Annotated in this window: 27 protein-coding genes and 1 pseudogene; 25 read left to right on the top strand and 3 right to left on the bottom strand. The window is 67.5% G+C overall.

Going from position 1 to position 26,620, the window contains the following annotated elements:
* Nucleotides 1–28 precede the first annotated feature (28 nt).
* From D105_RS0102300 to D105_RS0102415, 24 genes and pseudogenes are all read left to right on the top strand, one after another.
* Nucleotides 29–1,120 (top strand): flagellar hook-length control protein FliK, encoded by a 1,092-nt coding sequence (locus D105_RS0102300; RefSeq protein ID WP_018877361.1) that lies wholly within the window; start codon nucleotides 29–31, stop codon nucleotides 1,118–1,120.
* Between the two features lie 290 nt (nucleotides 1,121–1,410).
* Entirely contained in the window at nucleotides 1,411–1,908 is a 498-nt protein-coding gene (gene fliL / locus D105_RS0102305; protein WP_018875432.1) for a flagellar basal body-associated protein FliL, read from the top strand.
* Nucleotides 1,909–1,918: 10 nt separating this feature from the next.
* Nucleotides 1,919–2,893, top strand: coding sequence for a flagellar motor switch protein FliM (gene fliM, locus D105_RS0102310; RefSeq protein ID WP_018866252.1), 975 nt, complete (start codon nucleotides 1,919–1,921; stop codon nucleotides 2,891–2,893).
* 11 nt (nucleotides 2,894–2,904) lie between these two features.
* The gene (fliN, locus tag D105_RS0102315) at nucleotides 2,905–3,489 is read left to right on the top strand and encodes a flagellar motor switch protein FliN (RefSeq protein ID WP_018875433.1); all 585 of its coding nucleotides are present in this window, start codon (nucleotides 2,905–2,907) and stop codon (nucleotides 3,487–3,489) included.
* 2 nt (nucleotides 3,490–3,491) lie between these two features.
* Nucleotides 3,492–3,935 (top strand): flagellar biosynthetic protein FliO, encoded by a 444-nt coding sequence (fliO, locus tag D105_RS0102320; RefSeq protein WP_018875434.1) that lies wholly within the window; start codon nucleotides 3,492–3,494, stop codon nucleotides 3,933–3,935.
* On the top strand, nucleotides 3,935–4,687 hold the full coding sequence (gene fliP / locus D105_RS0102325; protein ID WP_018866255.1) for a flagellar type III secretion system pore protein FliP: 753 nt from the start codon (nucleotides 3,935–3,937) through the stop codon (nucleotides 4,685–4,687). Before fliO ends, fliP begins: the two co-directional genes overlap by 1 nt.
* Before the next feature lie 9 nt (nucleotides 4,688–4,696).
* Nucleotides 4,697–4,966 carry a flagellar biosynthesis protein FliQ gene (gene fliQ, locus D105_RS0102330; protein WP_018866256.1) on the top strand — a complete coding sequence of 90 codons (270 nt, stop codon included), beginning with the start codon at nucleotides 4,697–4,699 and terminating at the stop codon, nucleotides 4,964–4,966.
* A gap of 4 nt (nucleotides 4,967–4,970) precedes the next feature.
* Nucleotides 4,971–5,744, top strand: a complete 774-nt coding sequence (gene fliR, locus D105_RS0102335) for a flagellar biosynthetic protein FliR (RefSeq protein ID WP_018866257.1) — start codon at nucleotides 4,971–4,973, stop codon at nucleotides 5,742–5,744.
* Nucleotide 5,745: 1 nt separating this feature from the next.
* Nucleotides 5,746–6,897, top strand: coding sequence for a flagellar biosynthesis protein FlhB (gene flhB, locus D105_RS0102340; RefSeq protein ID WP_018877362.1), 1,152 nt, complete (start codon nucleotides 5,746–5,748; stop codon nucleotides 6,895–6,897).
* Nucleotides 6,897–8,999, top strand: a complete 2,103-nt coding sequence (gene flhA, locus D105_RS0102345) for a flagellar biosynthesis protein FlhA (RefSeq protein ID WP_018866259.1) — start codon at nucleotides 6,897–6,899, stop codon at nucleotides 8,997–8,999. Before flhB ends, flhA begins: the two co-directional genes overlap by 1 nt.
* Before the next feature lie 48 nt (nucleotides 9,000–9,047).
* Nucleotides 9,048–10,155 (top strand): annotated as a pseudogene (flhF, locus tag D105_RS0102350) (flagellar biosynthesis protein FlhF); the annotation flags it as partial.
* A 168-nt stretch (nucleotides 10,156–10,323) separates the two neighbouring features.
* Nucleotides 10,324–11,148, top strand: a complete 825-nt coding sequence (locus D105_RS0102355; protein ID WP_038032673.1) for a MinD/ParA family protein — start codon at nucleotides 10,324–10,326, stop codon at nucleotides 11,146–11,148.
* On the top strand, nucleotides 11,145–11,912 hold the full coding sequence (locus D105_RS0102360; protein ID WP_018875438.1) for an RNA polymerase sigma factor FliA: 768 nt from the start codon (nucleotides 11,145–11,147) through the stop codon (nucleotides 11,910–11,912). The genes D105_RS0102355 and D105_RS0102360 overlap by 4 nt, the downstream gene beginning before the upstream one ends.
* A gap of 41 nt (nucleotides 11,913–11,953) precedes the next feature.
* Nucleotides 11,954–12,334, top strand: coding sequence for a chemotaxis response regulator CheY (gene cheY / locus D105_RS0102365; protein ID WP_017942246.1), 381 nt, complete (start codon nucleotides 11,954–11,956; stop codon nucleotides 12,332–12,334).
* A 95-nt stretch (nucleotides 12,335–12,429) separates the two neighbouring features.
* Complete coding sequence (locus D105_RS0102370) at nucleotides 12,430–13,206, top strand: protein phosphatase CheZ (RefSeq protein WP_018877364.1); 777 nt, start codon at nucleotides 12,430–12,432, stop codon at nucleotides 13,204–13,206.
* Between the two features lie 45 nt (nucleotides 13,207–13,251).
* Entirely contained in the window at nucleotides 13,252–15,369 is a 2,118-nt protein-coding gene (locus D105_RS0102375) for a chemotaxis protein CheA (RefSeq protein WP_018877365.1), read from the top strand.
* A 2-nt stretch (nucleotides 15,370–15,371) separates the two neighbouring features.
* Complete coding sequence (locus D105_RS0102380; protein WP_018866265.1) at nucleotides 15,372–16,484, top strand: chemotaxis response regulator protein-glutamate methylesterase; 1,113 nt, start codon at nucleotides 15,372–15,374, stop codon at nucleotides 16,482–16,484.
* 1 nt (nucleotide 16,485) lies between these two features.
* Nucleotides 16,486–17,229, top strand: coding sequence for a flagellar motor protein (locus D105_RS0102385; protein ID WP_018866266.1), 744 nt, complete (start codon nucleotides 16,486–16,488; stop codon nucleotides 17,227–17,229).
* A 7-nt stretch (nucleotides 17,230–17,236) separates the two neighbouring features.
* Nucleotides 17,237–18,139 carry a flagellar motor protein MotD gene (gene motD / locus D105_RS0102390; protein WP_018877366.1) on the top strand — a complete coding sequence of 301 codons (903 nt, stop codon included), beginning with the start codon at nucleotides 17,237–17,239 and terminating at the stop codon, nucleotides 18,137–18,139.
* Nucleotides 18,136–18,936, top strand: a complete 801-nt coding sequence (locus D105_RS0102395) for a ParA family protein (RefSeq protein ID WP_018877367.1) — start codon at nucleotides 18,136–18,138, stop codon at nucleotides 18,934–18,936. Before motD ends, D105_RS0102395 begins: the two co-directional genes overlap by 4 nt.
* On the top strand, nucleotides 18,933–19,625 hold the full coding sequence (locus D105_RS0102400) for a chemotaxis protein CheW (RefSeq protein WP_018877368.1): 693 nt from the start codon (nucleotides 18,933–18,935) through the stop codon (nucleotides 19,623–19,625). Before D105_RS0102395 ends, D105_RS0102400 begins: the two co-directional genes overlap by 4 nt.
* A 128-nt stretch (nucleotides 19,626–19,753) precedes the next feature.
* Nucleotides 19,754–20,212, top strand: a complete 459-nt coding sequence (locus D105_RS0102405; RefSeq protein ID WP_018866270.1) for a chemotaxis protein CheW — start codon at nucleotides 19,754–19,756, stop codon at nucleotides 20,210–20,212.
* 63 nt (nucleotides 20,213–20,275) lie between these two features.
* Nucleotides 20,276–20,461 (top strand): hypothetical protein, encoded by a 186-nt coding sequence (locus D105_RS0102410; RefSeq protein WP_018866271.1) that lies wholly within the window; start codon nucleotides 20,276–20,278, stop codon nucleotides 20,459–20,461.
* A 148-nt stretch (nucleotides 20,462–20,609) separates the two neighbouring features.
* Nucleotides 20,610–21,035 (top strand): DUF2802 domain-containing protein, encoded by a 426-nt coding sequence (locus D105_RS0102415; RefSeq protein WP_018877369.1) that lies wholly within the window; start codon nucleotides 20,610–20,612, stop codon nucleotides 21,033–21,035.
* On the opposite strand, the gene D105_RS0102420 is transcribed toward D105_RS0102415, so the two are convergent.
* Together D105_RS0102420 and D105_RS0102425 are read right to left on the bottom strand one after the other, a co-directional pair.
* The gene (locus D105_RS0102420) at nucleotides 21,030–21,401 is read right to left on the bottom strand and encodes an EscU/YscU/HrcU family type III secretion system export apparatus switch protein (RefSeq protein ID WP_018877370.1); all 372 of its coding nucleotides are present in this window, start codon (nucleotides 21,399–21,401) and stop codon (nucleotides 21,030–21,032) included. The genes D105_RS0102415 and D105_RS0102420 overlap by 6 nt on opposite strands.
* 3 nt (nucleotides 21,402–21,404) lie before the next feature.
* Nucleotides 21,405–22,469: a flagellar hook-length control protein FliK gene (locus D105_RS0102425; protein ID WP_018877371.1), complete on the bottom strand. Its 1,065-nt coding sequence runs from the start codon at nucleotides 22,467–22,469 to the stop codon at nucleotides 21,405–21,407.
* Between the two features lie 360 nt (nucleotides 22,470–22,829).
* On the opposite strand from D105_RS0102425, the gene D105_RS0102430 reads away from it, so the two are divergent.
* Nucleotides 22,830–23,321, top strand: a complete 492-nt coding sequence (locus D105_RS0102430; RefSeq protein WP_026279202.1) for a low molecular weight protein-tyrosine-phosphatase — start codon at nucleotides 22,830–22,832, stop codon at nucleotides 23,319–23,321.
* Nucleotides 23,322–23,448: 127 nt separating this feature from the next.
* Here the strand turns inward: D105_RS0102430 and D105_RS0102435 are convergent, their stop codons facing one another.
* Complete coding sequence (locus D105_RS0102435) at nucleotides 23,449–26,415, bottom strand: Rne/Rng family ribonuclease (protein WP_018877372.1); 2,967 nt, start codon at nucleotides 26,413–26,415, stop codon at nucleotides 23,449–23,451.
* Between the last annotated feature and the right edge of the window lie 205 nt (nucleotides 26,416–26,620).

Here is a 26,620-nt window from a genome sequence, read left to right on the forward strand (position 1 = left end):
ATGACCCCGGCAGACCGAGGATCCGGCAATGATCGCAACACAGAATACGGGCCAGGGCATGCTGCCGCTGCTGCAACTGCTGGGTGGCAGCTCGATGCAGGGCCTGGACGACCTGAAAGGCCTGCAAGGCCGCCTCAAGGGCCAGGACGGCGAGGACTTCCTGGCCATCCTGGAGCCCCAGATGGAGTCGCTGCTGGCCAGCCTGGGCGTTCCCGGCGAGGAACTGGAAGGCCTGGACCTGGAGGCGATGCTGGCGCGACTCCAGGACTTGCTGGACGGGCGGCCCCTGGCCGCGGATCCCGAAGGGGGTGGCAATACCTTGCCGGTCGCCGCGCTGATGGCTGCGACCCAGGAACCGGGACGAGCCGAGGTGCCCCGCGCCGAAGGTACCCCGGCCCGGGGAGGAGGCGAGGAGCGGGCCCTGCCCGTGAAGCCGCTGCCGGCCGCGGTCATGCGGCTGTTCGTCGAAGCGGCCCAGGCCAATGCCGGACGGGATGGCGCGGTTGCCCTGAAGCCCGACGTGGTGGGTGCGCAGGGAGGCATGGCCCGCGACAACGTCCTGGAGATCCTGGCCCAGTGGATGGGGCAGGGGGGTGACGAGGCGCGCCGCGGCCGTTCCGACCCCCTGAGCGGGGTGCTGCCGGCCCAGGGGCTCGGGCAAGCCGAAGGGGCGGACGGGGCGCGGGCGCTGCCGCGCCTCGATCTGACACGACTCCTGCAGCAGCCCAACGGGGCCCGGGAGCTGGCCGACCAGGTGCGCCTGCTGGCCCAGGCGCAGGGCGGGCGTACCGAACTCAAGCTGCACCCGCCGCAACTGGGCAGCCTGGATGTGCGTGTGCTGGTCGAGGGTGATCGCACCAGTATCCAGTTCATCAGTGCCAATCCGGTGACCCGCGAGGTGCTGGAGGCGGCCATGCCGCGCCTGCGTGACAGCCTGGCCGAGAGCGGCCTGATGCTGGACGATGCGACCGTGTCCGACCACGCGGCCGAGGAGCAGGCGGAGCAGGAGGCCGGCGAGACGGCGCTCGCGGCGGATGACGAGGCTGCCGAGGCCGAGGACCGCGAGGCCGATGGCAGCACGCTCTCCATGCTGAACCGGCGCCTGGACCTGTTTGCCTGATCCCTCCGGCCCGGTGGCAGCCGCGGCCTGCGGCCGTGGCTGCCGGCTCGTTCCTGCGCTGATGCCGGGTTCTCCCTGTTCCCGTGTGCCGCCAAGATTCCGTCTTTCACGGCGGCCGGGCGGCCGATTCTTGACGTTCTTCATGTTTTCCGCGCCCGCGTTTGCCCCGGAAAACCGCCAGTGACTACCCGTAACTGACGGATTAAAAACACTAAAACGACTTCTGGCATCAGCCTTGCTAAGGTTTGTACCGAGAACGAATCCTCGGTTTACCGGACAGCGGGTGCGATATGGCAGAGAAGGAAGTCAATCTGGACGACGACGAAGGCGGCGCCCCGAAGAAGGGCGGGAAGGGCAAGCTGATCGTCCTGATCCTGGTCGTCCTGTTTCTCGTAGCCGGCGGTGCGGCCGCCGCCTGGTTCTTCCTGATGGCGGACGGTGACGATACCGAGCAGGTCGAAGCCGGCCCGCCCGAGCGGCTGTACACCAGCCTCGAGCCGATGACGGTGAACATCGAGGCCCCGGGGCGCATCCGCTACCTGCGCGCGGAACTGTCGCTGGTGACCCATGACCCGGCGGTCGCCGAGGCCTTCGAACGGCACCTGCCGGCAATCCGAAACGACCTCCTGGGCATCCTGGCGGAACAGCGCTACGAGGATCTCAATACCCGCGCGGGCAAGGAGGCCCTGGCGGAAGAACTGAAAGAGACGATCGCCGGGATCCTGCGTTCCCGCGATGCCCCGGACGCGGTCGAGGCCGTGCTGTTCAACGAACTGGTGATGCAGTAGGAGCCCCGTCATGGCACAGACGGATATCCTCAGCCAGGACGAGATCGATGCCCTCCTGCACGGCGTGGACGAGGGCGACGTCGAGACCGAAGACCCGTATCCGAGTGATGGCCAGGCACGCGAATTCAACTTCGCCACCCAGGACCGGATCGTGCGTGGGCGCATGCCCACGCTGGAGATGATCAACGAGCGCTTCGCGCGTCACCTGCGGGTCCGTCTGTTCAACGTGCTGCGTCGCTCCGCCGAGATCTCGGTGGTGGGCACCCGCATCACCAAGTTCTCCGAGTACATGCATTCGCTGTTCGTGCCCACCAGCCTGAACCTGGTGCGCGCGCATCCGTTGCACGGCACCGGGCTGTTCGTGTTCGACCCGAAGCTGGTGTTCATCCTGGTGGACAACTTCTTCGGCGGCGACGGCCGTTACTACACCCGCATCGAGGGGCGTGACTTCACCCCGATGGAGATGAAGGTGGTGCACGGCGTGCTGGAAGGCGCGTTCGAGGACATGCAGAAGGCCTGGCAGCCGGTCATGGAGCTGGAGTTCGAGTTCCTGAACTCCGAGGTCAACCCGCAGTTCGCGAATATCGTCTCGCCGACCGAGATCGTGGTGATCAGCGAGTTCCACATCGAGCTCGACGGGGGCGGTGGCAACCTGCACGTGACCCTGCCGTACTCGATGATCGAGCCGATACGCGAGCAGCTGGACACCGGTATCCAGTCGGACCGCTCCGACGTGGACCAGCGCTGGATGCACGCACTCCAGGAGGAGATTCAGACCGCCGAGGTCGAGATCAGCTCCATCCTGGCCGAGACCGAGGTGACCGTGCGCGAGCTGCTGGATATCCAGCCGGGCGACATCATCCCGGTTGATCTCCCCGAGAAGATTTCCCTGCAGGTCGAAGATATCCCGATGTTCCGCGGGAAGTTCGGCGTATCCAATGGGCTGAATGCGATCCAGATTTCGGAACGCATCATCAAACGATAGAGGGCCGCAGCATGGCAGACACCGACGATCCCAAACAGGACACCCCCGGCCCCGACGCGGAGGCCGCCGCCGAGAATCCGGAGACGGAGGGCGGTTCCGATGACCAGGCCCTGGCCGACGAGTGGGCGGCCGCCCTGGCGGAGCAGAAGGACGAGGATGGCGAGGCAGCCGCCGACCCCGACGCGCTGCTGAACGAGGCACAGGGCGGGGCGTCCGAGGACCCGGCGCAGGAAGCGCCGAAGGCCGAGAAGCGGGAACGCAAGCACAAGCCGGACCCGGGCGCGGAGGCCCTGCAGCCGGAGCAGCTCTCCGGCGTGGTGCAGGGCGACGGGGAGGAGCTGAACCTGGAGATGGTCCTGGATGTACCGGTGACCATCTCCATGGAGATCGGTCGCACGCGCATCCCGATCCGCAACCTCCTCCAGCTGAATCAGGGCTCGGTGGTGGAGCTGGACCGCCTGGCCGGCGAGCCGCTGGACGTGCTGGTGAACGGGACGCTGATTGCGCATGGCGAGGTGGTGGTGGTCAACGAAAAGTTCGGTATCCGGCTGACCGACGTGATCAGCCCCAGCGAACGGATCCGCAAGCTTAAATAGCCATGAATCAACGCTATACGCACATCGCGGCCCTCGTCCTGACGGCCGTTACGGGGAGCCTCTGGCCACTGACCGCCCTCGCCGAGGGGGGTAGCGGCGGCGCCGCCGGGTATCTGGCCCAGCTGATCGGCGGTCTGGTCCTGGTGATCGGCGCGATCGTGGTGCTGGGCTGGGTCCTACGGCGCACACAGGGCGGGCTCAATCGCGGCTCCCAGGTGATCGAGATCGTCGCGGCGCGCTCGGTGGGCGCGCGCGAGCGCCTGGTGCTGGTCCAGGTCGGGGACGAACAGGTCCTGGTCGGGGTTGGGCCCGCCGGCATGCGCACGCTGCACACCATGAACGAACCGGTACTGGCCCCGGCCGGCGAGACCCCGGACTTCTCGAGCGCGTTGAAGCGCGCGGTGACGCGGCGTGCGCCGGTCACCGGCGAGCGGGGGCAGTCGTGATGTCGGTGCTGCTGCGGATTGGTCTGGGGCTGGCTCTGCTGGCCCTGCCGGGCCTGGCCGGAGCGCAGGTCGCGCAGGGCATCGAGGCCCTGACGGTGACCACCAACGGCGATGGTGGCGAGACCTATTCGGTGACGCTGCAGATCATCCTGCTGATGACGCTGCTGACCCTGCTGCCGTCGATCCTGATCATGATGACCGCGTTCACGCGCATCCTGGTGGTGCTGGCCATCCTGCGCCAGGGCCTGGGTACGACCCAGACCCCGTCCAACCAGATCCTCATTGGTCTGGCGTTTTTCCTGACCCTGTTCGTGATGGCCCCGGTGTTCGAGGAGATCTACGACACCGCGTTCGTGCCTTACGTGAACGAGGAGATGGGGACCGAGGAGGTGCTGCAGGCCGGGGTGCAGCCCCTGCGCGAGTTCATGCTGGCGCATACCCGCGAGAGTGACCTGGCGATGTTCGCCGAGATCAACGGGATCGACGGCTTCGAGGATGCCGACGATATCCCGCTGAGCCTGCTGGTGCCGGCGTTTATCACCAGCGAACTCAAGACCGCGTTCCAGATCGGCTTCCTGATCCTGATCCCGTTCCTGATCATCGACCTGGTGGTGGCCTCGGTCCTGATGTCGATGGGGATGGTGATGCTCTCGCCGCTGATCATCTCGTTGCCGTTCAAGGTGATGCTGTTCGTTCTGGTCGATGGCTGGGCGCTGATGATGAACACCCTTGCCACCAGCTTTTTTGTTTAGGAGGTTCCGATGACACCCGAACTGGTGGTCGATATCGGGCGCGAGACGCTCACGGTGGTGGTTCTTCTGGCCGCGCCGCCGCTGCTGACGGCGCTGGCGGTGGGCCTGGCGATCGGCATGCTTCAGGCCGCCACCCAGGTGCAGGAAATGACCCTGTCGTTCATCCCCAAGCTGCTGGCCATGTTCGCGGCCCTGCTGATCAGTGGGCACTGGATGCTGGCGCTGCTGATCGACTATACCGAGCGCCTCTACGAGGGCGCGCCGGGGATGGTGGGGTAGACCGATGACCCTGGCGGCGGAACAGCTGGTGCTGTGGGTGGGGGCGGTCCTGTGGCCGTTCGCGCGCATTGGCGCCATGCTCGTCGCCATGCCGATCTTCGGCGCCGACACGGTCAACGCTCGGGTGCGCATGGGGCTGGCGCTGCTGCTGGCCATCTTCGTCGCCATGCAGGGGCCGGTGCTACCGGATATCGACCCCCTGAGCCTCGAAGGCGTGGTGGTAACGCTGCACCAGATCGCGATCGGGGTGTTCATGGGCTTCATCCTGCAGATGGTCTTCTCCGCCGTGACCCAGGCGGGCGAGGTGATCGCGCTGGGCATGGGGCTGGGTTTCGCGTCCATCGTGGACCCGGCCCAGGGCGTGCAGGTGCCAGTGGTATCGACCATCTTCGTGATCTTTTCGACCCTGCTGTTCCTGGCGATGAACGGCCATCTGATCGCGCTGGAACTGATGCTGACCAGCTTCGAGACCATGCCCATCGCCCCGACCGGCCTGAACGCGGAGGCCTTCTACGCGCTGGTCGCGTTCGGATCGACGATGTTTGTGGGCGCGGTGCTGGTGGCGCTTCCGGCGGTCGCCTCGCTGCTGCTGGTGAATATCTCCATGGGCGTGATCACCCGCGCCTCGCCGCAGCTCAACATCTTCGCGGTGGGCTTCCCGATGATGATCCTGATCGGCTTTGTGCTGCTCATGTTCACTTTTCCGGGGCTGCCGGAACGCTTCGGGGAGCTGATGCTCGAGGCCTTCCACCTGATGCAGACCCGGATGGGGTTCTGACATGGCCGAGAACGAGAACGGGCAGGAAAAAACCGAAGAGCCCACTCCGAAACGCCTGCGCGAGGCGAAGGAGAAGGGTCAGGTCCCGCGCTCGCGCGAACTCAGCACCTTCCTGGTGCTGATGACCGCGGGGGCGTTCATGTTGATGTACGGCCCGAACATGGGCGCGCAACTCGCTGAACAGATGACCAGTCGTTTCGATTTCGATCCCGAAATGGCGTACGACTCGTCGCTGCTGCTGCCTTACCTCGCCGAGGAGATCTTCCGCACCCTGCGCACGTTGTTTCCGCTGTTCGGGGTCTTGATCGTTGCGGCGGTGATGGCGCCGATCGTGATCGGGGGCGCGAACTTCTCCTGGAAGGCGGCGGCCCCGAAGGCCTCCAAGCTGAATCCCGGAAAGGGGCTCAAGCGCATCTTCTCCTGGCAGGGGCTGATGGAGTTCGGCAAGACCTTCGCCAAGTTCGTGCTGATCTCCAGCGTCGCGGTCGCGGTGCTCGCCACCTTTTCCGATCGCCTGCTGATGCTGGGCTACGAGCCGATCCATCAGGGTATCGCGCATACCGCCCAGCTGGTGCTGGGGACCTTTATCGCGGTATCGGCCGCGCTGATCGTGGTGGCGGCCATCGATGCGCCGTTCCAGATGTGGAACCACCAGAAGCAGTTGCGCATGACCCGCCAGGAGGTCAAGGACGAATACAAGGAGACCGACGGCAAGCCGGAGGTCAAGCAGAAGGTCCGCCAGCTGCAGCAGGAGATGGCGCAGCGGCGGATGATGGAGGAGGTCCCGAAGGCCGACGTGATCATCACCAACCCGACCCATTACGCCGTGGCCATCGTCTACGAGGCCTCGCGCATGGCGGCGCCCAAGGTAGTGGCCAAGGGCGCCGACGAGGTCGCGGCCTCGATCCGTGCGGTCGCCGACGAACACGCGATCGTCCGCGTCGAGGCGCCGCGCGTCGCCCGCGCGATCTATTTCACCACGGACCTGAACCAGGAGATCCCCAACGGCCTGTTCGTCGCCGTCGCACGCATCCTGGCCTATGTCTACCAGCTCAAGCGGGCCGACGCCGACGCGCAGATGCCGGATGACCTGCCAGTGCCGGAGGATTACCTCGATCCGGACAAGCAGCGCGGCAAGCGGAGGGATCGCTGATGGCCTTCTTCGACCGCCTCGGGAACGTCGGCAAGTGGGGACTCGGCGCGCCGATCCTGCTGATCGCCATGCTGTCGATGATGGTGCTGCCGCTCCCGCCGCTGGCGCTGGACGTGCTGTTCACCTTCAATATCGCGCTTTCGCTGGTGGTGATCATGGTTGCGGTGTATACGCCGCGGCCGCTGGAATTCGCCGTGTTCCCGACCGTGTTGCTGGTCGCGACGCTGCTGCGCCTGGCGCTGAACATCGCGTCTACGCGGGTGATCCTGCTGGAAGGCCATACCGGGACTGACGCGGCGGGCAAGGTGATCCAGGCCTTCGGCGACTTCGTGGTGGGCGGCAACTACACCGTCGGCCTGGTGGTGTTCGCCATCCTGATCATCATCAACTTCGTGGTGGTCACCAAGGGCGCGGGGCGCGTCTCCGAGGTCAGCGCCCGCTTCACCCTGGATTCCATGCCCGGCAAGCAGATGGCGATCGACGCCGACCTGAACGCCGGCATCCTGACCCAGGAAGAGGCGCGCAAGCGCCGCGAGGAGATCGCCAGCGAGGCGGACTTCTATGGCTCCATGGACGGGGCCTCCAAGTTTGTTCGCGGTGACGCGATCGCCGGCATCCTGATCCTGTTCGTGAACATCATCGGCGGCCTGACCATCGGGGCCGTCCAGCACGGCATGACGATCGGCGATGCCGCGACCAATTACGTGCTGCTGACCATCGGCGATGGTCTGGTCGCGCAGATCCCGTCGCTGGTGCTGTCCTCCGCGACCGCGATCATCGTGACCCGCGTGACCAGCAGCCAGGACATGGGGCAGCAGGTCTTCGGCCAGATGTTCTCCAACCCGCGCGTGCTGTACGTGGCCGGGGGTGTGATCGCCGCACTGGGGATCGTGCCGGGCATGCCCAATGCCGTGTTCCTGGGCCTGGCCGCGCTGATCTTCGGCGGGGCGTACCTGCTCAAGCGCCAGGCCCGCGAGGCCGAGGTGGAGGTGGAGCGCATCCCGCAGGAGGACGAGGGCGGGGCCCGCTCCGAGGATCGCGACCTGACCTGGGAAGACGTGCCGCCGGTGGATCTGGTGTCGCTGGAGGTGGGCTATCGCCTGATCCCGCTGGTGGATCGCACCCAGGACGGCCAGCTGATGGGCCGGATCAAGGGCGTGCGCCGCAAGCTCTCGCAGGAGCTGGGCTTCCTGCTGCAGCCGGTGCATATCCGCGACAACCTCGAACTGAGCCCGAATGCCTACCGCATCAGCCTGCTGGGCGTGACCGTGGCCGAGGCCGAGGTCTTCCCCGAGCGCGAACTGGCGATCAATCCGGGCGAGGTGTTCGGGACGGTGCCGGGCACGCCGACCAAGGACCCGACGTTCAATCTGGATGCGCTGTGGATAGACCCGGCGGACCGCGACCAGGCCCAGGGTGCCGGCTATACCGTGGTCGACTGCGCCACGGTGATCGCGACCCATCTGTCACAGGTGTTCCGCGAGAACGCGCATCGCCTGATCGGCCACGAGGAGGCGCAGCACCTGCTCGACCAGCTGGCGCGCCATTCGCCGAAGCTGGTGGAAAACCTGGTGCCCAAGACGCTGTCCCTGTCCATCGTGCTGAAGGTGCTACAGAACCTGCTGGCCGAGCAAGTCTCGATCCGCGACCTGCGCACGATCGCCGAAACCCTGGCAGACGAGGGGGTCAAGAGTCAGGATCCCGGCACTTTGACCGCGGCGGTGCGGGTGGCCCTGGCGCGCTCGATCGTGCAGGACCTGGTGGGGCCGGAGGACGAGCTGCCCCTGATCGCGCTGGATCCGTCGTTGGAACAGCTCTTGCATAAGTCCCTGCAGGGGAGCTCGGGCGGCACGGTTGGACTGGAGCCCGGGCTGGCGGAGCGGCTGCAGCGCTCGGTGGCCGATGCGGCCCGCCGCCAGGAGACGGCCGGACAGCCGGCGGTCCTGGTGGTGGCACCGGAGATCCGCTCCTGGATCGCCGGGTGGCTGCGCGGCGCGGTCCGCAGTCTGACCGTGCTGGCCTTTACCGAGATTCCGGACAATCGCCGGATCCGGGTGGTTGCCACCGTCGGCCAGGAAGAGTCGCAGAAGCAGTCCGCCTGAACGACACGATGAAGGGTTCCGCCGCGCGAGCGGCACAGGAGAAAAAGCATGAACGTCAGACGATATCGGGCCCGGGACATGCGTGACGCGATGCGCCAGGTGCGCGAGCAGCAGGGCGAGGACGCGGTCATCCTGTCCAGTCGCCGGGTCGACGGCTGGCTGGAGGTGGTCGCGGCGCTGGAGGACGGCGCCGCGTCGGAGCCGGTAGCCGCGCAGGACGCGCCCGCGACGAGCCGCGAAGCGAGCACAACCGCCCGGCCGGCCCGCGAGCGCGGCGCCGGTCAGGCCGCAGCGTCGTGGCCGGCCGACCCGGAGCTGACCGCCATGCGGCAGGAGCTGCGCGACCTGCGCAGCCTGATGACGCGCCAGTATGCGGAGAGCGAAGAGGCGCGCTGGGCGGCCCGCCACCCGCTGGCGGCGGAATGCAAGGCGCGCCTGATCGACCGCGGGTTCAGCGACGCCCTGGCGCGCAGCCTGGCCGGAAGCATTCTCGATGACAGCTCGCCGGAACAGGCCTGGGAACGCCTGCGGGCGCGGTTGTCGGGCGCGATTGCCACCCACCGGCCGGACATCCTGGACGAGGGCGGCCTGCTGGCGCTGGTCGGGCCCACCGGCGTTGGCAAGACCACCACGCTGGCCCGCATCGCGCTGCGCCAGATCCGCCGCATGGGCCCGGATTCGGTTACGCTGGTCACCCTGGACAGCCAGCGCATCGGGGCCACGCGCCAGTTGCAGGCCTTCGCCCAGATGGCGGGGATCTCGGTGCGGGTGCTGCAGAACGCGAGAGAGTTGCGCGAACTGGCGCGCCGCGTGGAGGATGGGCACCTGATCCTGGTGGATACGGCGGGACAGGCCCCGCGGGCAGTGGAGGACGAATCCCTGTTCGCGCACCTGCCGCCGGACATCCGGGCCGAGAGCTGGCTGGTGGTGTCGGCGACGACCCAGGGCAGCGCATTGCGGCGGGTGCTGGAGGCATTTCGCAAGGCGGAGCCCTCGGCGCTGGTGCTGACCAAGCTGGACGAGGCCGAGGAGCTGGGCGAGGTCCTGTCCGTACTGCTCGATCAGCACCTGGGGCTGGGGTTCGTCAGCGATGGCCAGCGTATTGCCGAGGACTTTCACCGGGTCGATACCGGGTATCTGACCCGACTGGCCCTGGAGGATGCCGCCGATGAACCCGGGGCAGCGGCCAATGCCCGCGAGACCTGGGCGGCCGAGCGCCTGGCGGAGATGGAACCGCCGCGGCGCGCGCGCGCCCAGGCACGTCCGGCACGGGCGGCGGAGCCCGCCACGCTGGAACTGATTCAACCGGTCGGGAAGGGGCGCTATGCCACGCACTAACAAGCCGTTGAAGGTCATCGCGGTTGCCTCGGGCAAGGGCGGGGTGGGCAAGACCAACGTATCGGTGAACCTGTCGGTGGGCTTGGCCCGGCTCGGGCGCGAGGTCATGCTGTTCGACGCCGATCTGGGCCTGGCCAACGTGGACCTGCTGCTGGGGATGCGTCCCGAGCGCACGCTGCACGACCTGGTGACCGGTGATGTGGAGAGCCTGGAAGATGTGCTCGTCCAGGGACCGGACGGGGTGAAGGTGGTGCCGTCGGCTTCCGGGATCGCGGCGATGGCCAACCTGACGCCGGCCGAGCATGCCGGTCTGATCCATGCCTTCAGCGCCTATCGCAAACCCCTGGATGTGCTGATCGTGGACACCGCGGCCGGCCTGCAGGAATCCGTGACGTCGTTCTGCCGCGCGGTCCAGGAGACCCTGGTGGTGGTCTGCGACGAGCCCGCCTCGATTACCGACGCCTATGCCCTGATCAAGGTCCTGCACCGCGATCATGGCCTGCGTCGCTTCCGCATGGTGACGAACATGGTCGACGGCCGCGAAGGCGCCGAGCGACTGATGCAGAAGCTCAATACCGTCTGCGGCAACTACCTGCCGGAGGTGGTGCTCGACCTGGCCGGCTATATTCCGATGGACGATCACCTGCGAAAGGCGGTGCAGAAACGCGCGCCAGTGGTACAGCAGTACCCCGGGAGCCCGGCGGGGAAGGCCTTTGCCGAACTGGCACGGACCGTGGACCGCTGGCCGGTGGGGGGCGGTGACCACGGTGGCGTCGGGTTTTTCGTGGAACGGATGCTGCAGAGCGCATGATGACGACGCGTAATCGACTTTCCGGCTATCAGGCGACCTCCGCGGCCAGCGGCGGACACGAACAGCTGATTGCCGATCACGTCGAGCTGGTCCACCGCATCGCCCATCACCTGATGGCGCGGCTCCCCGCCTCGGTGCAGGTGGATGATCTGATTCAGGCGGGCATGATCGGGCTGCTCGAGGCGGCGCGCCAGTTCGAGGGCGGCCAGGGCGCGACCTTTGCCACCTACGCCGGCATCCGCATCCGTGGCGCGATGATCGACGAGCTGCGCCGCAGTGACTGGACACCGCGTTCGGTGCACCGCAACAGTCGGCGTATTGCCGCGGCGATCCAGACCGTCGAGGCGCGCGAGGGGCGGGCGGCGCGTGGCAGCGAGGTCGCCGCCGAGCTGGACGTGCCGATCGACCAGTACTACGAGATGCTGCAGGATCACGCCGGGGCCCACCTGTTCGCTTTGGACGACCTCGGCGGGGGTGACGACGGGGCTGATCGCGTGATCGAAGGGCAGGAGGTGTCGCCGGCCCGCACCCTCGAGGCCGGTGAGTTCCGTCAGGAACTGGCCGAAGCCCTCGGCGACCTCCCCGAACGCGAGCGGCTGGTGCTGTCGCTCTACTACATCGAAGAGCTCAACCTGCGCGAGATCGGTGCCGTGCTGGGCGTGACCGAGTCGCGCGTCAGCCAGATCCGAAGTCAGGCCACCATTCGACTGCGTGCCCGCCTGGGTTCGTGGCTCGAAGACGGTACGGCTTTGCAGTTATTCTAAAACCCACCCTACGAATCCCGGAGTGACGTGTGGACAAGGGAATGAAGATTCTCATCGTGGACGACTTTTCCACGATGCGGCGCATTATCAAGAACCTGTTGCGTGATCTTGGCTTCAACAATACCCAGGAAGCCGACGACGGCAGCACTGCGCTGCCGATGCTGCAGAACGGCGATTTCGACTTTCTGATCACCGACTGGAACATGCCCAACATGCCGGGGATCGACTTGCTGAAGGCCGTGCGCGCCGACCCGAACCTCAAGTCCATGCCGGTGCTGATGGTGACGGCGGAGGCCAAGCGCGACCAGATCGTCGAGGCGGCCGAGGCGGGCGTGAACGGCTACGTGGTCAAGCCGTTCACCGCCGAGACGCTGAAGGAAAAGATCGACAAGATCTTCGAACGCATTGAAGCACAGGGATAATCATGGGCCTGTGACCGATATGCCCGACGCCCGTGGCACCGACCGCCGCGGGCGTCGTCCGAAACCTTCCGCGCCGTACCCGCAAGAGGCTTCTCATGACTGAACAGGAACACCCACCACGCGACGATCAGCTGGAGCTTGCGCGGCAGTTGGTCAAGACGCTGGAGGCGGGCGACGACACGGGCGCCCGGGCGCTGGTGCAGGATCTGGCGCGCCCCTATGACCGCGAACTCTTCGACGAGCTGGGCAAGCTGACCCGTGATCTTCACGAGGCCCTGCAAAGCTTCCGCGGCGATTCGCGTCTGGTCGAACTGACCCAGGCGGAGATCCCGGACGCAAAGGAACGCCTGAATTACGTGGTCACGATGACCGAACAGGCGGCCCACGACACCATGAATGCCATCGAGTCGAGCCTGCCGATCGCGGAGTCGTTCAGCCAGCAGGCGGCCGACCTGACGGCGAAGTGGACGCGCTTTCGCAACCGCCAGCTCTCAGTGGAGGAGTTCCGGGACTTTGCCCGCGAGCTCGACACGTTCTTCGCGCAGGCGGGGGACGACACCGAGGAGCTGCGCCGGCTGCTCTCCGAGGTGCTGATGGCACAGAGCTATCAGGACATTACCGGCCAGGTGATTCGCCGCGTGATCCAGCTGGTGACCGACCTGGAAGAGAACCTGGTGTCCCTGATCCGGCTCTCCAGCGGGCGCATGGAGCAGGTCGAGGCGGCCGAGGCGTCGCTTGAACAACGCGAGGAGGAGCGCGAGGCGGACCGCAAGGGTCACGGTCCCAGCGTGCCCAAGACTCAAGATTCCGCCGCGGATGTCGTTCAAGGACAGGACGAGGTGGACGATCTGCTATCGAGCCTGGGCTTCTAGGCAGTTCCCCTCATGCGAATGGCGCCACGCGACCGGAGAGACTGAATGGCCATCGACCCCAATGACGAAATCCTTCAGGACTTCCTGATCGAGGCCGGGGAACTGCTGGAGGGGCTCAACGAGCAACTCATCGACCTGGAACAGAATCCCGATGACCGGGATCTGCTGAATGCGGTCTTTCGTAGCTTCCATACCATCAAGGGTGGAGCCGGCTTCCTGAGCCTGGATCCCCTGGTGACCGTGTGCCATCACGCGGAGGACGTCTTCAACCTGCTGCGTAACGGTGAGCGGCGGGCGGACAGTCACCTGATGGACACCATGCTGCGGGTGCTGGACACCCTGAACGTAATGTTCGGGGACCTGCGCTCCGGCGTGGATCCCACACCCGCCGAGGCCGATCTGGTGGAAAACCTCCGGCGCATGGCGAACAACGAGGACGTGGCGGCGGAGCCCGCCGCGCCGCCACCCCCGGAACCCGAGCCGGAGCCAGAACCCGAACCGCAAGCGGATACGGATGCGGAACCGGCGGCGGATGGCGACGCGATGGTCGGTGCCGGTGACGAGATCACCGACGACGAATTCGAGGCCCTGCTCGACAGCCTGCACGGCGATCAGCCGCCGAAGCCCGTGGAGACGGGCTCCACCGCGGGCGATGCGGCCGGAGAAGAACCGGCTGCGGAGGGTGAGGGTAGCTCCGGCGACCTGATCACCGACGACGAATTCGAGAACCTGCTGGACGAGTTGCAGGCCAAGGGCGCCGGGCCGGCCGCTACCGGGGCAGTCCCCAGCCCCGCAGACGACGAACCTGCGGAAGCCCCGTCGGCGAAGCCCGAACCCGCCGAACCGGAGAAGGCCGCCGCGCCCGCCGATACCCCTGCAGGAGGCCAGGGCGGTGGCGGCGCGCGTGCCGGCGGCGGGGGTGCCGAGGGGGGCGGTCGGGCGGCCCCGCAGGGCGAGACTTCCGTGCGCGTCGACACCGAGCGCCTGGACGAGATCATGAACCTGGTGGGCGAGCTGGTACTGGTGCGCAACCGGCTGAGCATGCTGCGCTCGCAGCATGTCGATGACGAGCTGGGCAAGGCGATCAGCTCCCTGGCCCTGGTGACCTCGGATCTGCAGACCTCGGTGATGAAGACCCGCATGCAGCCGGTGAAGAAGGTCTTCAACCGCTTCCCGCGCGTGATCCGCGATCTCTCCCGCAATCTGGGCAAGGAGATCGAGCTGGAGATCTTCGGCGAGGACACCGACCTCGACAAGAACCTGGTCGAGGCCCTGTCGGATCCGCTGGTGCACCTGGTCCGGAATGCCGTGGACCACGGCATCGAGACCCCCGAGGTACGCGAGGCGGCGGGCAAGCCGCGCAAGGGGACCGTAGTGCTGGGGGCCGCTCAGGAAGGCGATCACATCGCGCTGCTGATCAAGGACGACGGCGGCGGCATGGACCCGCAGGCCCTGCGGCGCAAGGCCGTGGAGAAAGGCCTGATGGAACCGGCCATGGCCGAGCGCATGACCGATCGCGAGGCCTTCAACGTGATCTTCATGGCCGGCTTCTCGACCAAGACCGAGATCTCCGACGTCTCCGGCCGCGGGGTCGGGATGGACGTGGTCAAGACCAAGATCTCGCAGCTCAACGGCACCATCGAGATCGACTCCGAGGTGGGCGTGGGCACCACGCTGCGGGTCAAGCTGCCCCTGACGCTGGCGATCCTGCCCGCGCTGATGGTGATCCTGGATGGCCGGCGCTTCGCCATCCCGCTGGCGTCGGTATCCGAGATCCTGGATCTGGACCTGACGAAGACGCACTACGTGGATGACCAGGAGGTCATCATCGTGCGCAAGCAGGCTCTGCCGATTCATTACCTCAAGCGCTGGCTGAAGCCGGGCCACGAGCCCGAGCCGCGCAAGAACGCCCATGTAGTCGTGGTGCATACCGCCGATCGCAAGGTAGGTCTGGTGGTGGATGACCTGGTCGGTCAGGAAGAGGTGGTCATCAAGCCCCTTGGGCAGAATCTGCAGGGCGTGAAGGGCCTGGCGGGCGCCACGATTACCGGGGATGGCGGGATCGCGTTGATCCTGGATGTCTCGGATCTGGTGACCATCCTGATGCGGCAACTGCAGATGTCCGGCCGTCCCCGCCGCGCATCGCGCACGAGCGAGGGCTGAGGATGCCGATCAGGGTTCTGGTCGTCGACGACTCGGGGTTCTTTCGTCGACGCATTGCGGAGATTCTGGATTCCGACTCGGGCATCGAGGTGGTCGGCTCGGCCGAGAACGGCGAGCAGGCGATCGCAAAGGTGCGCGAGCTCGACCCCGATGTCGTGACCATGGATATCGAGATGCCAGTCATGGACGGCATCACCGCGGTACGCAAGATCATGGCCGAGAGTCCGCGGCCGATCCTGATGTTCTCCAGCCTGACCACCGAAGGCGCCCAGGCCACCCTGGACGCGCTGGAGGCCGGGGCGGTGGACTTCCTCCCCAAGCGGTTCAGCGACATGGCGGGCGACGAGGACAGCGCCCGCATGCTGCTGCGTCGCCGGGTGCGTTCGCTGTCGCGCAGCCGCGCGCGCTCGGCCAGCGCGCCGGGCACCAGCACACCGGCCCGCGAGTCGCGGCCGACCGCGCGGCGGGAAGAGGCCGACCGTCAGGCCGCAGACGCTGCCAAGCAACAGCCGCCGGTCGCGCGCACCCGGCCGCCAACACCCCTGCGGCAACTGCGGGCGGTCCTGATCGGGACTTCCACGGGGGGGCCGGTCGCCCTGCAGGAGGTGCTGAAACCGCTACCGGCCAGTTTCCCGTTGCCGATTGTGCTGGTGCAGCACATGCCGGCCAGCTTCACGCCGGCCTTTGCCGACCGGCTGAACGCGATGTGCAACATCGAGGTGCGCCAGGCGAAGGACGGCGATGCCCTGAAGCCGGGCGTGGCCCTGCTGGCCCCCGGGGGCATGCAGCTGACTCTGGAACGGGGCAGCCAGACCCATGTGCGCATCGCGGAGAGCCCGCTGGGCACAATCTACAAGCCAAGCGTGGACGCCGCATTCAGCTCCGCCGTGGATGCGCTGCGCGGACAGGTCCTCGCGGTCGTGCTGACCGGGATGGGCGCGGACGGGCGCGAGGGTGCGCGGGCGCTGAAAGGGGCCGGGGCGCAGGTCTGGTCGCAGGACGCGGCGACGTGCGTGGTCTACGGGATGCCGGCGGCGGTGGCAGAGGCCGGTTTGTCCGATCACGTCTATCCGCTGCCCGAGATCGGTCCCGCGCTGGTCAAGGGGTTCTGCTGACATGGATATCCTGAGCCTCATCGGGGTGACGCTGGGGCTGGTGGCCGTGCTCGGAGGCAGCATTGCCAAGGGCAGCGGCCTGGGCGCACTGTGGAATGCTGCGGCGTTCGTGATCGTGGTGCTGGGGACGCTGGGGGCGACCCTGGTGCAGGCGCGCCTGACGGTGTTCATGCACGGGATGCGGATCCTGCCGTGGGCCTTCAAGCCGCCGAAGATCGACAACCGGGCCATGGTCGAGCAGATCGTGGAATGGTCGCATGTGGCGCGCAAGGAAGGCCTGCTCGGGCTGGAGACCCTCGCCGACGAGGAGAGCGACGGCTTCGCTCGCAAGGGGCTGCAACTGCTGGTCGACGGCAGCGAGCCGCAGACCATCCGCCAGATCCTCGAGGCCGACCTCGACAACCGCGAGCACTTCGACATGCAGGGTGCGAAGGTGTTCGAGAGCATGGGCATCTATGCGCCGACCCTGGGTATCGTGGGGGCGGTCATGGGCCTGATGGCGGTGATGCAGAACCTGGCGGATCCAAGCAAGCTGGGGGCGGGGATCGCGGCGGCCTTCGTGGCGACCATCTACGGGATCGCCTCGGCCAACCTGCTGTTCCTTCCGCTGGCCAACAAGTTAAAGTCGATTATTCAGAACCGCTCGCAACACCAGCAAATGCTGATGGAAGGTCTGATCGCGATCGCCGAGGGCGAGAACCCGCGAAATATCGAAAGCAAGCTGAGTGGCTTCATCCACGAGTGAGGTCACCATGGCGCGACGCAAGCGGGCGGAGGAACATCAGAATCACGAAGCATGGGCCATTCCTTACGGGGACCTGGTCACTCTGTTACTTGCGTTCTTCGTCGTGATGTACGCGATCTCGTCGGTGGATGATGGCAAGTATCGCGTGCTGTCGGAGTCCCTGGTGGATGCCTTCCGGGCGCCGATGCAGGCGGAGCCCATACAGGTGGGGGATCCCACCGTGGCACGCGAGCGCTCCCCGCAGGATCTGCGCGCACTGGTGCCGATCGAGGTCCAGCCGGGGCTGGTGGAGGACGGTCCGCAGCCCATCGACATGGCCTTGAGCGGGATGCTGGACGACAGCCCCGACGACGCCGGCATGCAGGCCTTTCTCGACGAACTGGCGGAGACCGCCCGCGAGATCGAGCAGGCCATGGCGCAGTGGATCGACCAGGGCGACCTGCGCGTGACCCGGGAGGCCTACTGGCTGGAGATCGAGATCACCAGCCGCCTGCTGTTCCCTTCCGGGTCGGCGACGCTGAACCCGGAGGCCGATGCGTTGTTGCAGGAAGTGGGGGGTATCCTGGCCCCGCGGGTGTCGCGCGTCCACGTGGAGGGGCACACCGACAACGTCCCCATCCAGACGGCGGTCTATCCTTCCAACTGGGAGCTCTCGTCCGGACGCGCCGCGGCCGTCGTCAGCGTGTTCGAGGAGACGGGTGTGGACCCCGAGAATCTGGTGGCCCTGGGGTATGGCGAACACCGACCGGTGGCCAGCAACGAAACGGCGGAGGGCCGTGCCGAGAATCGGCGCGTGTCCATCGTGGTCTTGCCCGGGGCGCGGCCACGCGCCGAGGGGGCGCAGGAACCGGAGCGCCTGCGCGAGGATCTTCCGCCCGCGCCGCTCCCGACGGATGGAGACACACCATGAAGGTCTGGGCGGTGGCAAACCAGAAGGGCGGGGTGGGCAAGACTACGACCACCGTAACGCTGGGCGGCCTGCTCTCCGGTCCGGAGCAGCGTGTGCTGCTGGTGGATGTGGATCCGCATGGTTCGCTGACGGCCTATTTCGGCCACGATCCGGAAACCGCCACGCGCGGGGTGTACGAGCTGTTCAGCCAGTGCGCCGAAGGGACCGACCCGGATCCTAACGGGTTGATCCGCGAGACCCGCTTCCCGGGGCTGGATTTGCTGACCGCGAGCACCGCCCTGGCCACCCTGGACCGCCAGCTGGGGACGCGCAGCGGCATGGGCCTGGTGCTGAGGCATGCGCTGGAGAAGGTCTCCGACCAGTATGACTACGTGCTGCTGGATTGCCCGCCGATGCTGGGTGTGCTGATGGTGAATGCGCTGGCGGCCTGCGACGAGCTGCTGGTGCCCGTACAGACGGAATTCCTCGCCCTTAAGGGGCTTGAACGGATGATCAATACCCTGAAAATGGTACAGAAGTCGCGCAAGGCCGAGCTGCAGTACCGGATCATCCCCACGCTTTTCGATCGCCGGACACGCGCCGCGCACGAGGCCCTGGCCGAGCTGCGCCGGCTGTACGGGGACGACGTGTGGCCCGGGGTGATCCCGGTGGACACGAAGTTTCGCGATGCCTCCAGCGCGGGTCAGCCGCTTTGCTTCATGATCCCCGATGCGCGCGGCGTGCTCGCATACTCGGACCTGCTGGAGGCGATCGGCGGGCAGCTGTCCGAACCCCATGAACGGAGGCGGCGCGGATGAAGCGATCCACAGTCGACAACCTGGCTCTGAAGGCGGAACCAGAGGCGCTGGACGACTATTTCGGCAGCCTGCTCGACGAACCGGAACCGGTGCGGACGCTGTTGCGCCCGGACCTGCTGGAGCCGCCCGCACCGGTGGCGGAAGCCGTTCCGGAGGTCGACACTTCGACGTCGGTTGGGGAGCTGGAGGTAGCGCCTGCCGCGACACCGCCCGCACCGCCCGACGATCCGGCGGAGCGGGACTACCCGCGCCCCGAGGAGTCGTTCTCCGCCCTGGTGATCGAGGCCGGCAACCTGACGCTACTGGCGCCGCTCCACGCGCTGGGCGGTGTGGCCCCGCTGGACAGCCTGGAGGTGCGACCGACCCCGAATCACTCCGTCTGGTACCTTGGGCTGGCCGATACCAAACAGGGCCGGGTGCAGCTGATCGACCTGGCCGCGGTGGTGACGCCGGAGGACCGCGAATACGAGCCGGATACCGCCCGCCAGGTCGTGTTCCTGGCCGGCTCCCGCTTCGCCCTGGCCTGCCGGGCGATCCACGGGACCCGCGTGATCCAGCCGGACTCGCTGCGCTGGCGCAGCCACCGGCGGCGCCTGCCGTGGCTGGCCGGGGTGGAGCGCGAGAAGATGGCGACGCTGCTGGATCTCGAGGCCCTGGACCGGACCCTCGACGAGGGCGGCTGGGACTGATGCACCCCGCGCGGCACTCAAGCCTCGCGGCGAGCGGCCGATAACCCGGTCAGGAAGACACCACAGGGCGAAACCCGCCTGCACGGAACATCGAGGACGACATGAGCAGCGCACAAGACGTAGAAGCCATGGCCAAGGCCGACACCGCTCCGTATGTGACCTTCAGCCTCGCGGAGGAAACCTACGCGATCGATGTCCTGCAGGTTCAGGAGGTCCTCAAGGTCACCGAGATTGCGCCGGTTCCCGGCGTTCCGGATTACATCCTCGGGATCATCAACCTGCGCGGCAATGTCGTGACCGTGATCGACGCGCGGCGGCGCATGGGGCTGGACGATCGCGAATCCGACGAGGCCTCGCGGATCGTGATCATCGACGTGGACAACCAGAACGTCGGGATCCTGGTGGACTCGGTATCCGAGGTCGTGCGGATCGCCCCGGATGCGGTCGAGCCGGCGCCGGAGGTCGGCAACGATGACAGCAGCCGTTTCATCCAGGGGGTCACCAGCACCGAGGAGGGGCTGACCATCCTGGTGGACCTGAACAAGCTGCTGTCCGACGAGGAGTGGGCGCAACTGCGCGAACTGTAGCGCGGGCGTCGGGTCCAACTCCCTGAACAAGCGGGCCATTGGGCGCAAGCCGGGAGGTGAGCCATGGTCGACGAGTTTCAGCCGGATCGCACGGTCCGGCCCGTGCATACCACCGTTCCCGGTCGCCGTCTGAGCGACGATCACGACCGCGACCCGGTCTTTCGGCCCGCGGTGCGTCCGACCCAGCAGCGCCCGCCACGCAAGGAGGAACGCGGCAAGCGGCGGGGTCTGATCGACGATTACGCCTGAGACGTCCGTCCGCGCGCGCCGCTGCGAGAAATCCGCAAACCCGGGCTGATCGCGCTCCGGCAATCGCGCTGCGCTGGTCAGGCGCCCACGATTCACGCGACAATCACCGGGCCCGGTATTCAGGAGAGTGCGCGCAATGGGAGAGGGAATGGTGATCTGGCTGGTCGCGCTGATCGCGCTGCTGGCGACCATCGTGGCCGCATTTTCCGTGGGGCTGGTGATCCTGCTGCGGCGCCAGCTCGCCGCCCTGCGCCAGGACTATCAGCGCCAAGCCACCTCGGTGATGGCGTTGCAGGGGGCCATGAAGGCCCTGTCTGAGGGTGTGGCCACCCATGGCCAGGCCCAGGCCTCCGTGCAGCGGGCCCTGGAACGCCTGCATGACCAGCACAGCGAGTTGCGGGCCCGCGAAGGGGACAGCGGTGCCTACGAGCAGGCCATTCGTCTGATCCAGCAGGGCTTGGGGCGCGAAGAGGTGCGCCGGCGCTGCGGGCTCACATCCACCGAACTCGACCTGCTCTTCAGCCTGCATGGGACCGGCACGGCGGAACCCTCGGGGTCTTCCGGGCGTTCATGATCCCGGCTCGGGTCCGTCGCCGGAGCGTCCCCGGCTGCGCGATGCATCCCGATAGCCACCGGCGCGGTCATCGGGGGTAATGCCCGCCAGGAGAAAGACGAAGGCGAGAATCTCCGCCACCGCCACGTACAGTTCCTCCGGGATCTCGCTCCCGACGGGGATCTGCGCCAGCGCCTCGCTCAGCGCCGGGTCCTGATGCAGCGGGATGCCGTGCTCCTCGGCGATCCGCAGGATGGCCTCGGCGGTGGCTCCCGATCCACTGGCCGTGATCTTCGGCGCCCGGCGCCGATCCCATTCCAGCGCAACCGCCCGCTCGGGCGCCCCGTCGCGCCCGGCCTTTCGCTCTCCGGTGTCCCCGCGTGCCACCGTTCAGGCCTGCTCGTCGAGCATACGGTGGGTGCCCGGCGGCCGCGGCTCGGGGTCCACCTCGCCCTGGCGGACCGACAGCCCGGTGACCGTCAATTCGCGCTCGTCCAGACGTTCGCGCAGCCGGGGCAGTTCCTGCCGCAGGCGCGCGACCGTCTCGGGCTCGCTTGCGGTGAAGTGCACGTTGACCCCTGCTGTGCGGGCGCCCGCTGCCGCGCGCATCGGTCCCAGGTCCCCGATATCCAGGGTCAGCACGATCGACCAGGGAGGATCCGGCTCCTCGTCAGTGGGCGACTCGCGCTGGATCTCGCCGAAGACGCCGTGGACGGCCTGCTCGCTGCGTAGCGGCAGCTCGAAGAACCAGCGGCTGTTCCCGGGTTCGTCGCTGGCGAAGGACTGCAGCGACTGGAGCTGCAGGGAGGTGACGCGCTTCAGCAAGCCTTCCAGCAGCCCCGTCAGGGCTGGCAGGGCGGGTGCGTTCGCAGGCGTCGCGGGGGCCGGCGGGGCCGCCGCGGGGCGGGCTTCGCCTCCCTGGCGGAGCTGATCGGCCGCGCGCAGCAACTGGGCCTTGAGATCGGCGGCCAGGGGATGGGCCGAGCCCTGGCCCCGGGCCGCGAGCCCCAGCATGGCCTCCATCCAGAGCCCGGATTGCTGAACCTGCTGGCGCAGGCTTTCCGGCTGTGACAGCTGTGCCGGCGTCGGGAGGAGATCGACAAGACGCTGGAGCGCCGGCGGTAGCGGCGCCATCGCACCGGTGGCCTGCGTTGGCGCTTCGCCGCGTGGAGCTCCGCCGGCGGGTGGTAGCAGCGCCTGCAGGGTAGGGCCCAATGGACGCGCCCCGGGGAGGTGCTGGCGGAGTTCCTGTCCCAGCCACTGTTGAGCGGGATTGGCCGACGGGCCAAGCCCGGCGGGTCGCGGGCCGGCGCGGTCCAGCGTCAGGGGTAGCAGACGCACCTCCAGGCGCGGCTCGGTCCGGGTGATCTCGGCGAGCATCACCGGCGGGCCCGAGCCACCCGCGGGTCGATTCACCAGTGCATCGGGCAGGGCGCCGGCCAGTTGTGCCGTCACCAGCGCAGGGCTCGCCGTAGGTCGCGCTGCCGCTCCGGCTGTCCCCGCGGTGTTCGCACCGGCGGTATTCGCACTGGGTCCCAGACGCAGGCGCACGCTGCGATCCGGGAGGACATCCAGCACCCGAACCTCGATACGGGCCCCAACCTGGAGGCTTGTGGCTTCACGACTCCCGGCACCCCCAGTCAGAGTGCCGGGGGATGTCCAGCCGGGGATTCGCGGGCCGCCAAAGTCGACCATGACCACTTCCTGAGTTTAAAGGCTCAGCATCGCACACCGCGGGGCCGGGCATGAAACGAATCCGCCGGCGCATTCCGGTTTGGTATCCTGCGTGTTTTGATGATCGGGATGACGATGGAGATGGCGAAGATACGTGTACTGATGGTGTGTCTGGGCAACATCTGCCGTTCGCCCATGGCGCACGGGGTGTTCGCGGCGCGCATCCGCGAACACGGGCTGGAACACGCGATCGAGGTGGACTCGGCCGGGACCGCGGGCTATCACGTGGGTGCCAAGCCCGATCGCCGCGCAAGCCAGGAGGCGCGTTCGCGCGGCTACGACCTGGATGATCTGCGCGCACGCCAGCTGGAGCCGGAGGACTTCCTCGAGTTCGACTACATCCTGACCATGGACGACGCGAACTACCGCAACGCCGAGGCGATTCGTCCGCCCGAGGCGCGGGCCGAGTTGCTGCGGTTTCTGGACTTTGCCCCGCAGTTCGATGAACACGAAGTCCCGGATCCGTACTACGGCGGAGACGAGGGCTTCGTGCACGTCATGGATCTGGTGGAGGCGGCCGCCGACGGGCTTCTGGCCCACATCCGCGAGCGTCACACGCTGAAGGCCTCCTGAGCCGACCCCGGGACCGTAACGCCTGATCGCGATGATGGGAACGGGTCCGGGGATAGCGGAGCCGGACCCACAAAGAAAGGGCCCGCCGAAAGGCGGGCCCTTTTCGATTGGAACCGGCTGGTTCCGTTCAGTCGTTGCCCTTGCGCTCCGTGTCGCCGGCCGTGGTGTCGGCCGGTTCCGGGGCAGGCTTGGGCGTCGAGACGCGTTCGGCCTTTGCCTCGTCGGGCTTCGACGGGGCAGGGGCAGAGGATGCGGCGGCTTCGTCGCCGGACCCTTCCGGGGTCGGTTTCGAGCGCGCGCTCTTCGCCGTGGCCGGTGCCTCGGTCGGCTCCTTCGGCGTGGCTTCGCCCGGGTCCGGGGTCGCTTCGCCGGCTCCCGTCTTCGCGGCACCACGCGGCCGACGCTTGGCCGGGGCCGGGCTGTCGGCCTCCGGTTTCGGTACCGCCTCGGCACTGGGGGCGGGCGCGTTTTCCGACTTTTCCGGTTTCGCTACGCCCTGGCTCTCGCTGGAGGCCGGGCTCACATCCCCGGTCGGGTCGGCATCGGCGCCGGGCTTGCGGCCGCGTCCACCGCGGGTACGACCCTTGGCGGACGGCGCATCCGGCGCACTTTCATCGCTGTCCGCTTTCGCCGGCGCTCGCTCCGGTGCAGCGTCCGGCGAGGCGGGGGTCGATTCGGTTTGCGGCTGCCGACCGCCCCCTGACGTGGCGTCCTGGGGCTTCCCGGAGGCCGGGGCGGAATCGGCAGGCGTGGACGCGTCCCGACCGGACTCGGTGGCGTCTGCATCCCCCGACGCGCTCTGGGCGCCATCGCCTCCGGTATCGCCGGCATTGTCACCGGAGCGGCCACGGCCACCGCGACGACGGCCTCCACGGCGGGAGCGGCGGGACCGCGTACGCCCCTTGCTGCCGTCGTCCTCGTCGGATTTCTCGGGACCCTTGCCCGCGGGAGGACCGCCGGTGTCGCCGGTCGCGGCTTCGTCCTGATCTCGCGCAGGCGGCTTCTCCGCCGGCTTGCCGTTGCCCTTCTTGTCACCGGCGGTCTTGTCAGCAGCCTGGCCCTCGGGGCCCCGGCTCTCGGCCGCGGGTTTGGTCGCATCGCGGCCCGGACCCTTGTCGGCCTCGCTGTCCTTCTTGCCGCCGCGCCGCGAGCGACCCTTGCCGCCATCACCCTTGTCGGCCCTGGCGTTATCGGACTTGGCGCCATCGGCCTTGTCGGGGCCGCCCTTGCGCGCATTGCTGCTGTCGCCGCGCTTGTCGCCGGACTTGCGGCTGCCGCTGTCGGCCTTTTTCCGGGAGCCGCCGCGCGCGCCGCCACCCTTGCCGCCACGGTCGCGGCCGCCTTCCTTGCGACGACCTTCCGATTGTTCCTGGTCCTGGTCGGATGCAGGCGCGGCATTGGGGAACAGCGAGGACCAGATACGGGCAAAGAATCCCGGCTGTGTGACCGGCTCGGACGGTTCGGGGCCCATGGGTGCGGCTTCGCTGACGGGGGCGGGCCCGGTCATCTTGACACCCTGGACCAGCGGCTTCTCGACCTTGCTGCGGCGTTCCTGATGCGGATCGCTGTCGTCCTCGACGATCTCCACGAGTTCGTGCGAGCCGCGGTCGCTGATGGTCTCCTCACGCTCGTCGCCGCGCACGCGACGGACATCGAAACGCGGGGTGAGGTACTGCGGGTTGGGGATGATGCTGATGTCGACCTGGTGGCGACCCTCGATGTCGGTGATCGACTCGCGTTTCTCGTTCAGCAGGAAGGTGCCCACGTCGACGGGAACCTGGGCCATCACGAGCCCGGTCCGGTCCTTCATGGCCTCTTCCTCGATCAGCCGCAGGATCGACAGCGCCAGGGATTCCACGCTGCGGATCTGGCCGTGGCCCTCGCAGCGCGGGCAGGTGTTCTGGCTGGATTCCCCAAGGGAGGAGCGCAGCCGCTGGCGCGACATCTCCAGCAGTCCGAAGCGGCTTATGCGCCCGACCTGAACCCGGGCGCGATCCATCTCCAGCGCCTCGCGCAGGCGGTTCTCGACCTCGCGCTGGTGCTTGTTGGCGTTCATGTCGATGAAATCGATCACGATCAGACCGCCCAGATCGCGGATGCGCAGCTGGCGCGCGACCTCTTCGGCCGCCTCCAGATTGGTGTGGAAGGCGGTCTCCTCGATGTCGCCGCCCTTGGTGGAACGGGCGGAGTTGACGTCGATGGAGATCAGGGCCTCGGTGTGATCGATCACCAGGGCACCGCCGGAGGGCAGGGTGACCTCGCGGTCGAACGCGCTCTCGATCTGGCTCTCGATCTGATAGCGGTTGAACAGCGGGACCGGGTCATCGTAGCGCTTGAGCTTGCGCAGGCTGTTCGGCATCACCAGGCGGACAAAGTCTTCCGCCTGCTGGTAGACGCCGTTGTCATCGATGATGACCTCGCCCACGTCGTTGCGCATGTGGTCGCGCAGGGCGCGGATGATGACGTTGCTTTCCTGATGGATCAGTGCCGGGGCCTTGGCCTTGTCCGCGGCCTCGGTCACGGCGGCCCACAGGGCGGTCATGTAGTCGAGGTCCCATTGCAGCTCCTCGGTGCTGCGCCCGACGCCGGCGGTACGGGCGATTACGCCCATGCCTTCCGGCATGTTGAGCCCGGAGAGGGCATCGCGCAGGGAGGCGCGATCCTCGCCTTCGATGCGGCGGGAGACGCCCCCCGCCTTCGGGTTGTTGGGCATCAGGACCAGGTAGCGGCCCGCGAGGCTGATGTAGGTCGTCAGGGCGGCGCCCTTGTTGCCGCGCTCTTCCTTCTCGACCTGGACCAGCAGTTCCGTGCCTTCCTTCAGGAATTCGCGGATCGGCTTGTCACTGTCGGCGGGGGCGCCAGCGGCGGTATGGGCAATCTCCTTGAACGGGAGGAAGCCGTGGCGATCAGCACCAAAGTTGACGAACGCGGCCTCCAGGCTCGGTTCGACTCGGGTGATCTTGGCCTTGTAGATATTGGCCTTCTTGCGCTCTCGCGAGGGCAGTTCGATATCCAGGTCGTACAGCCGCTGGCCGTCGACCATGGCGACACGCAGCTCTTCCGGCTGCGTGGCATTGATCAGGATGCGTTTCATGCAATGGACTCGGTAGGGCGTCCTGGCGTCCGGCGGGGAACCGCGGGACCCCGGGTGCGGCGATCGAGCGGCGGCACGGCAACGCTTGCGCACGCGTGCTCGCAGCGGCGGCGCGTAGCGAAAGCCAGCGCGCCAGCCAGGTGTTCACCAGCAACCACGGGATCAGTCGCCTGCTGGAGGCGGAGCCGGGGAGACAGGACTGGGT

It is taken from the genome of Thioalkalivibrio sp. ALE28 (genome assembly GCF_000377425.1).
Lineage (GTDB): Bacteria > Pseudomonadota > Gammaproteobacteria > Ectothiorhodospirales > Ectothiorhodospiraceae > Thioalkalivibrio.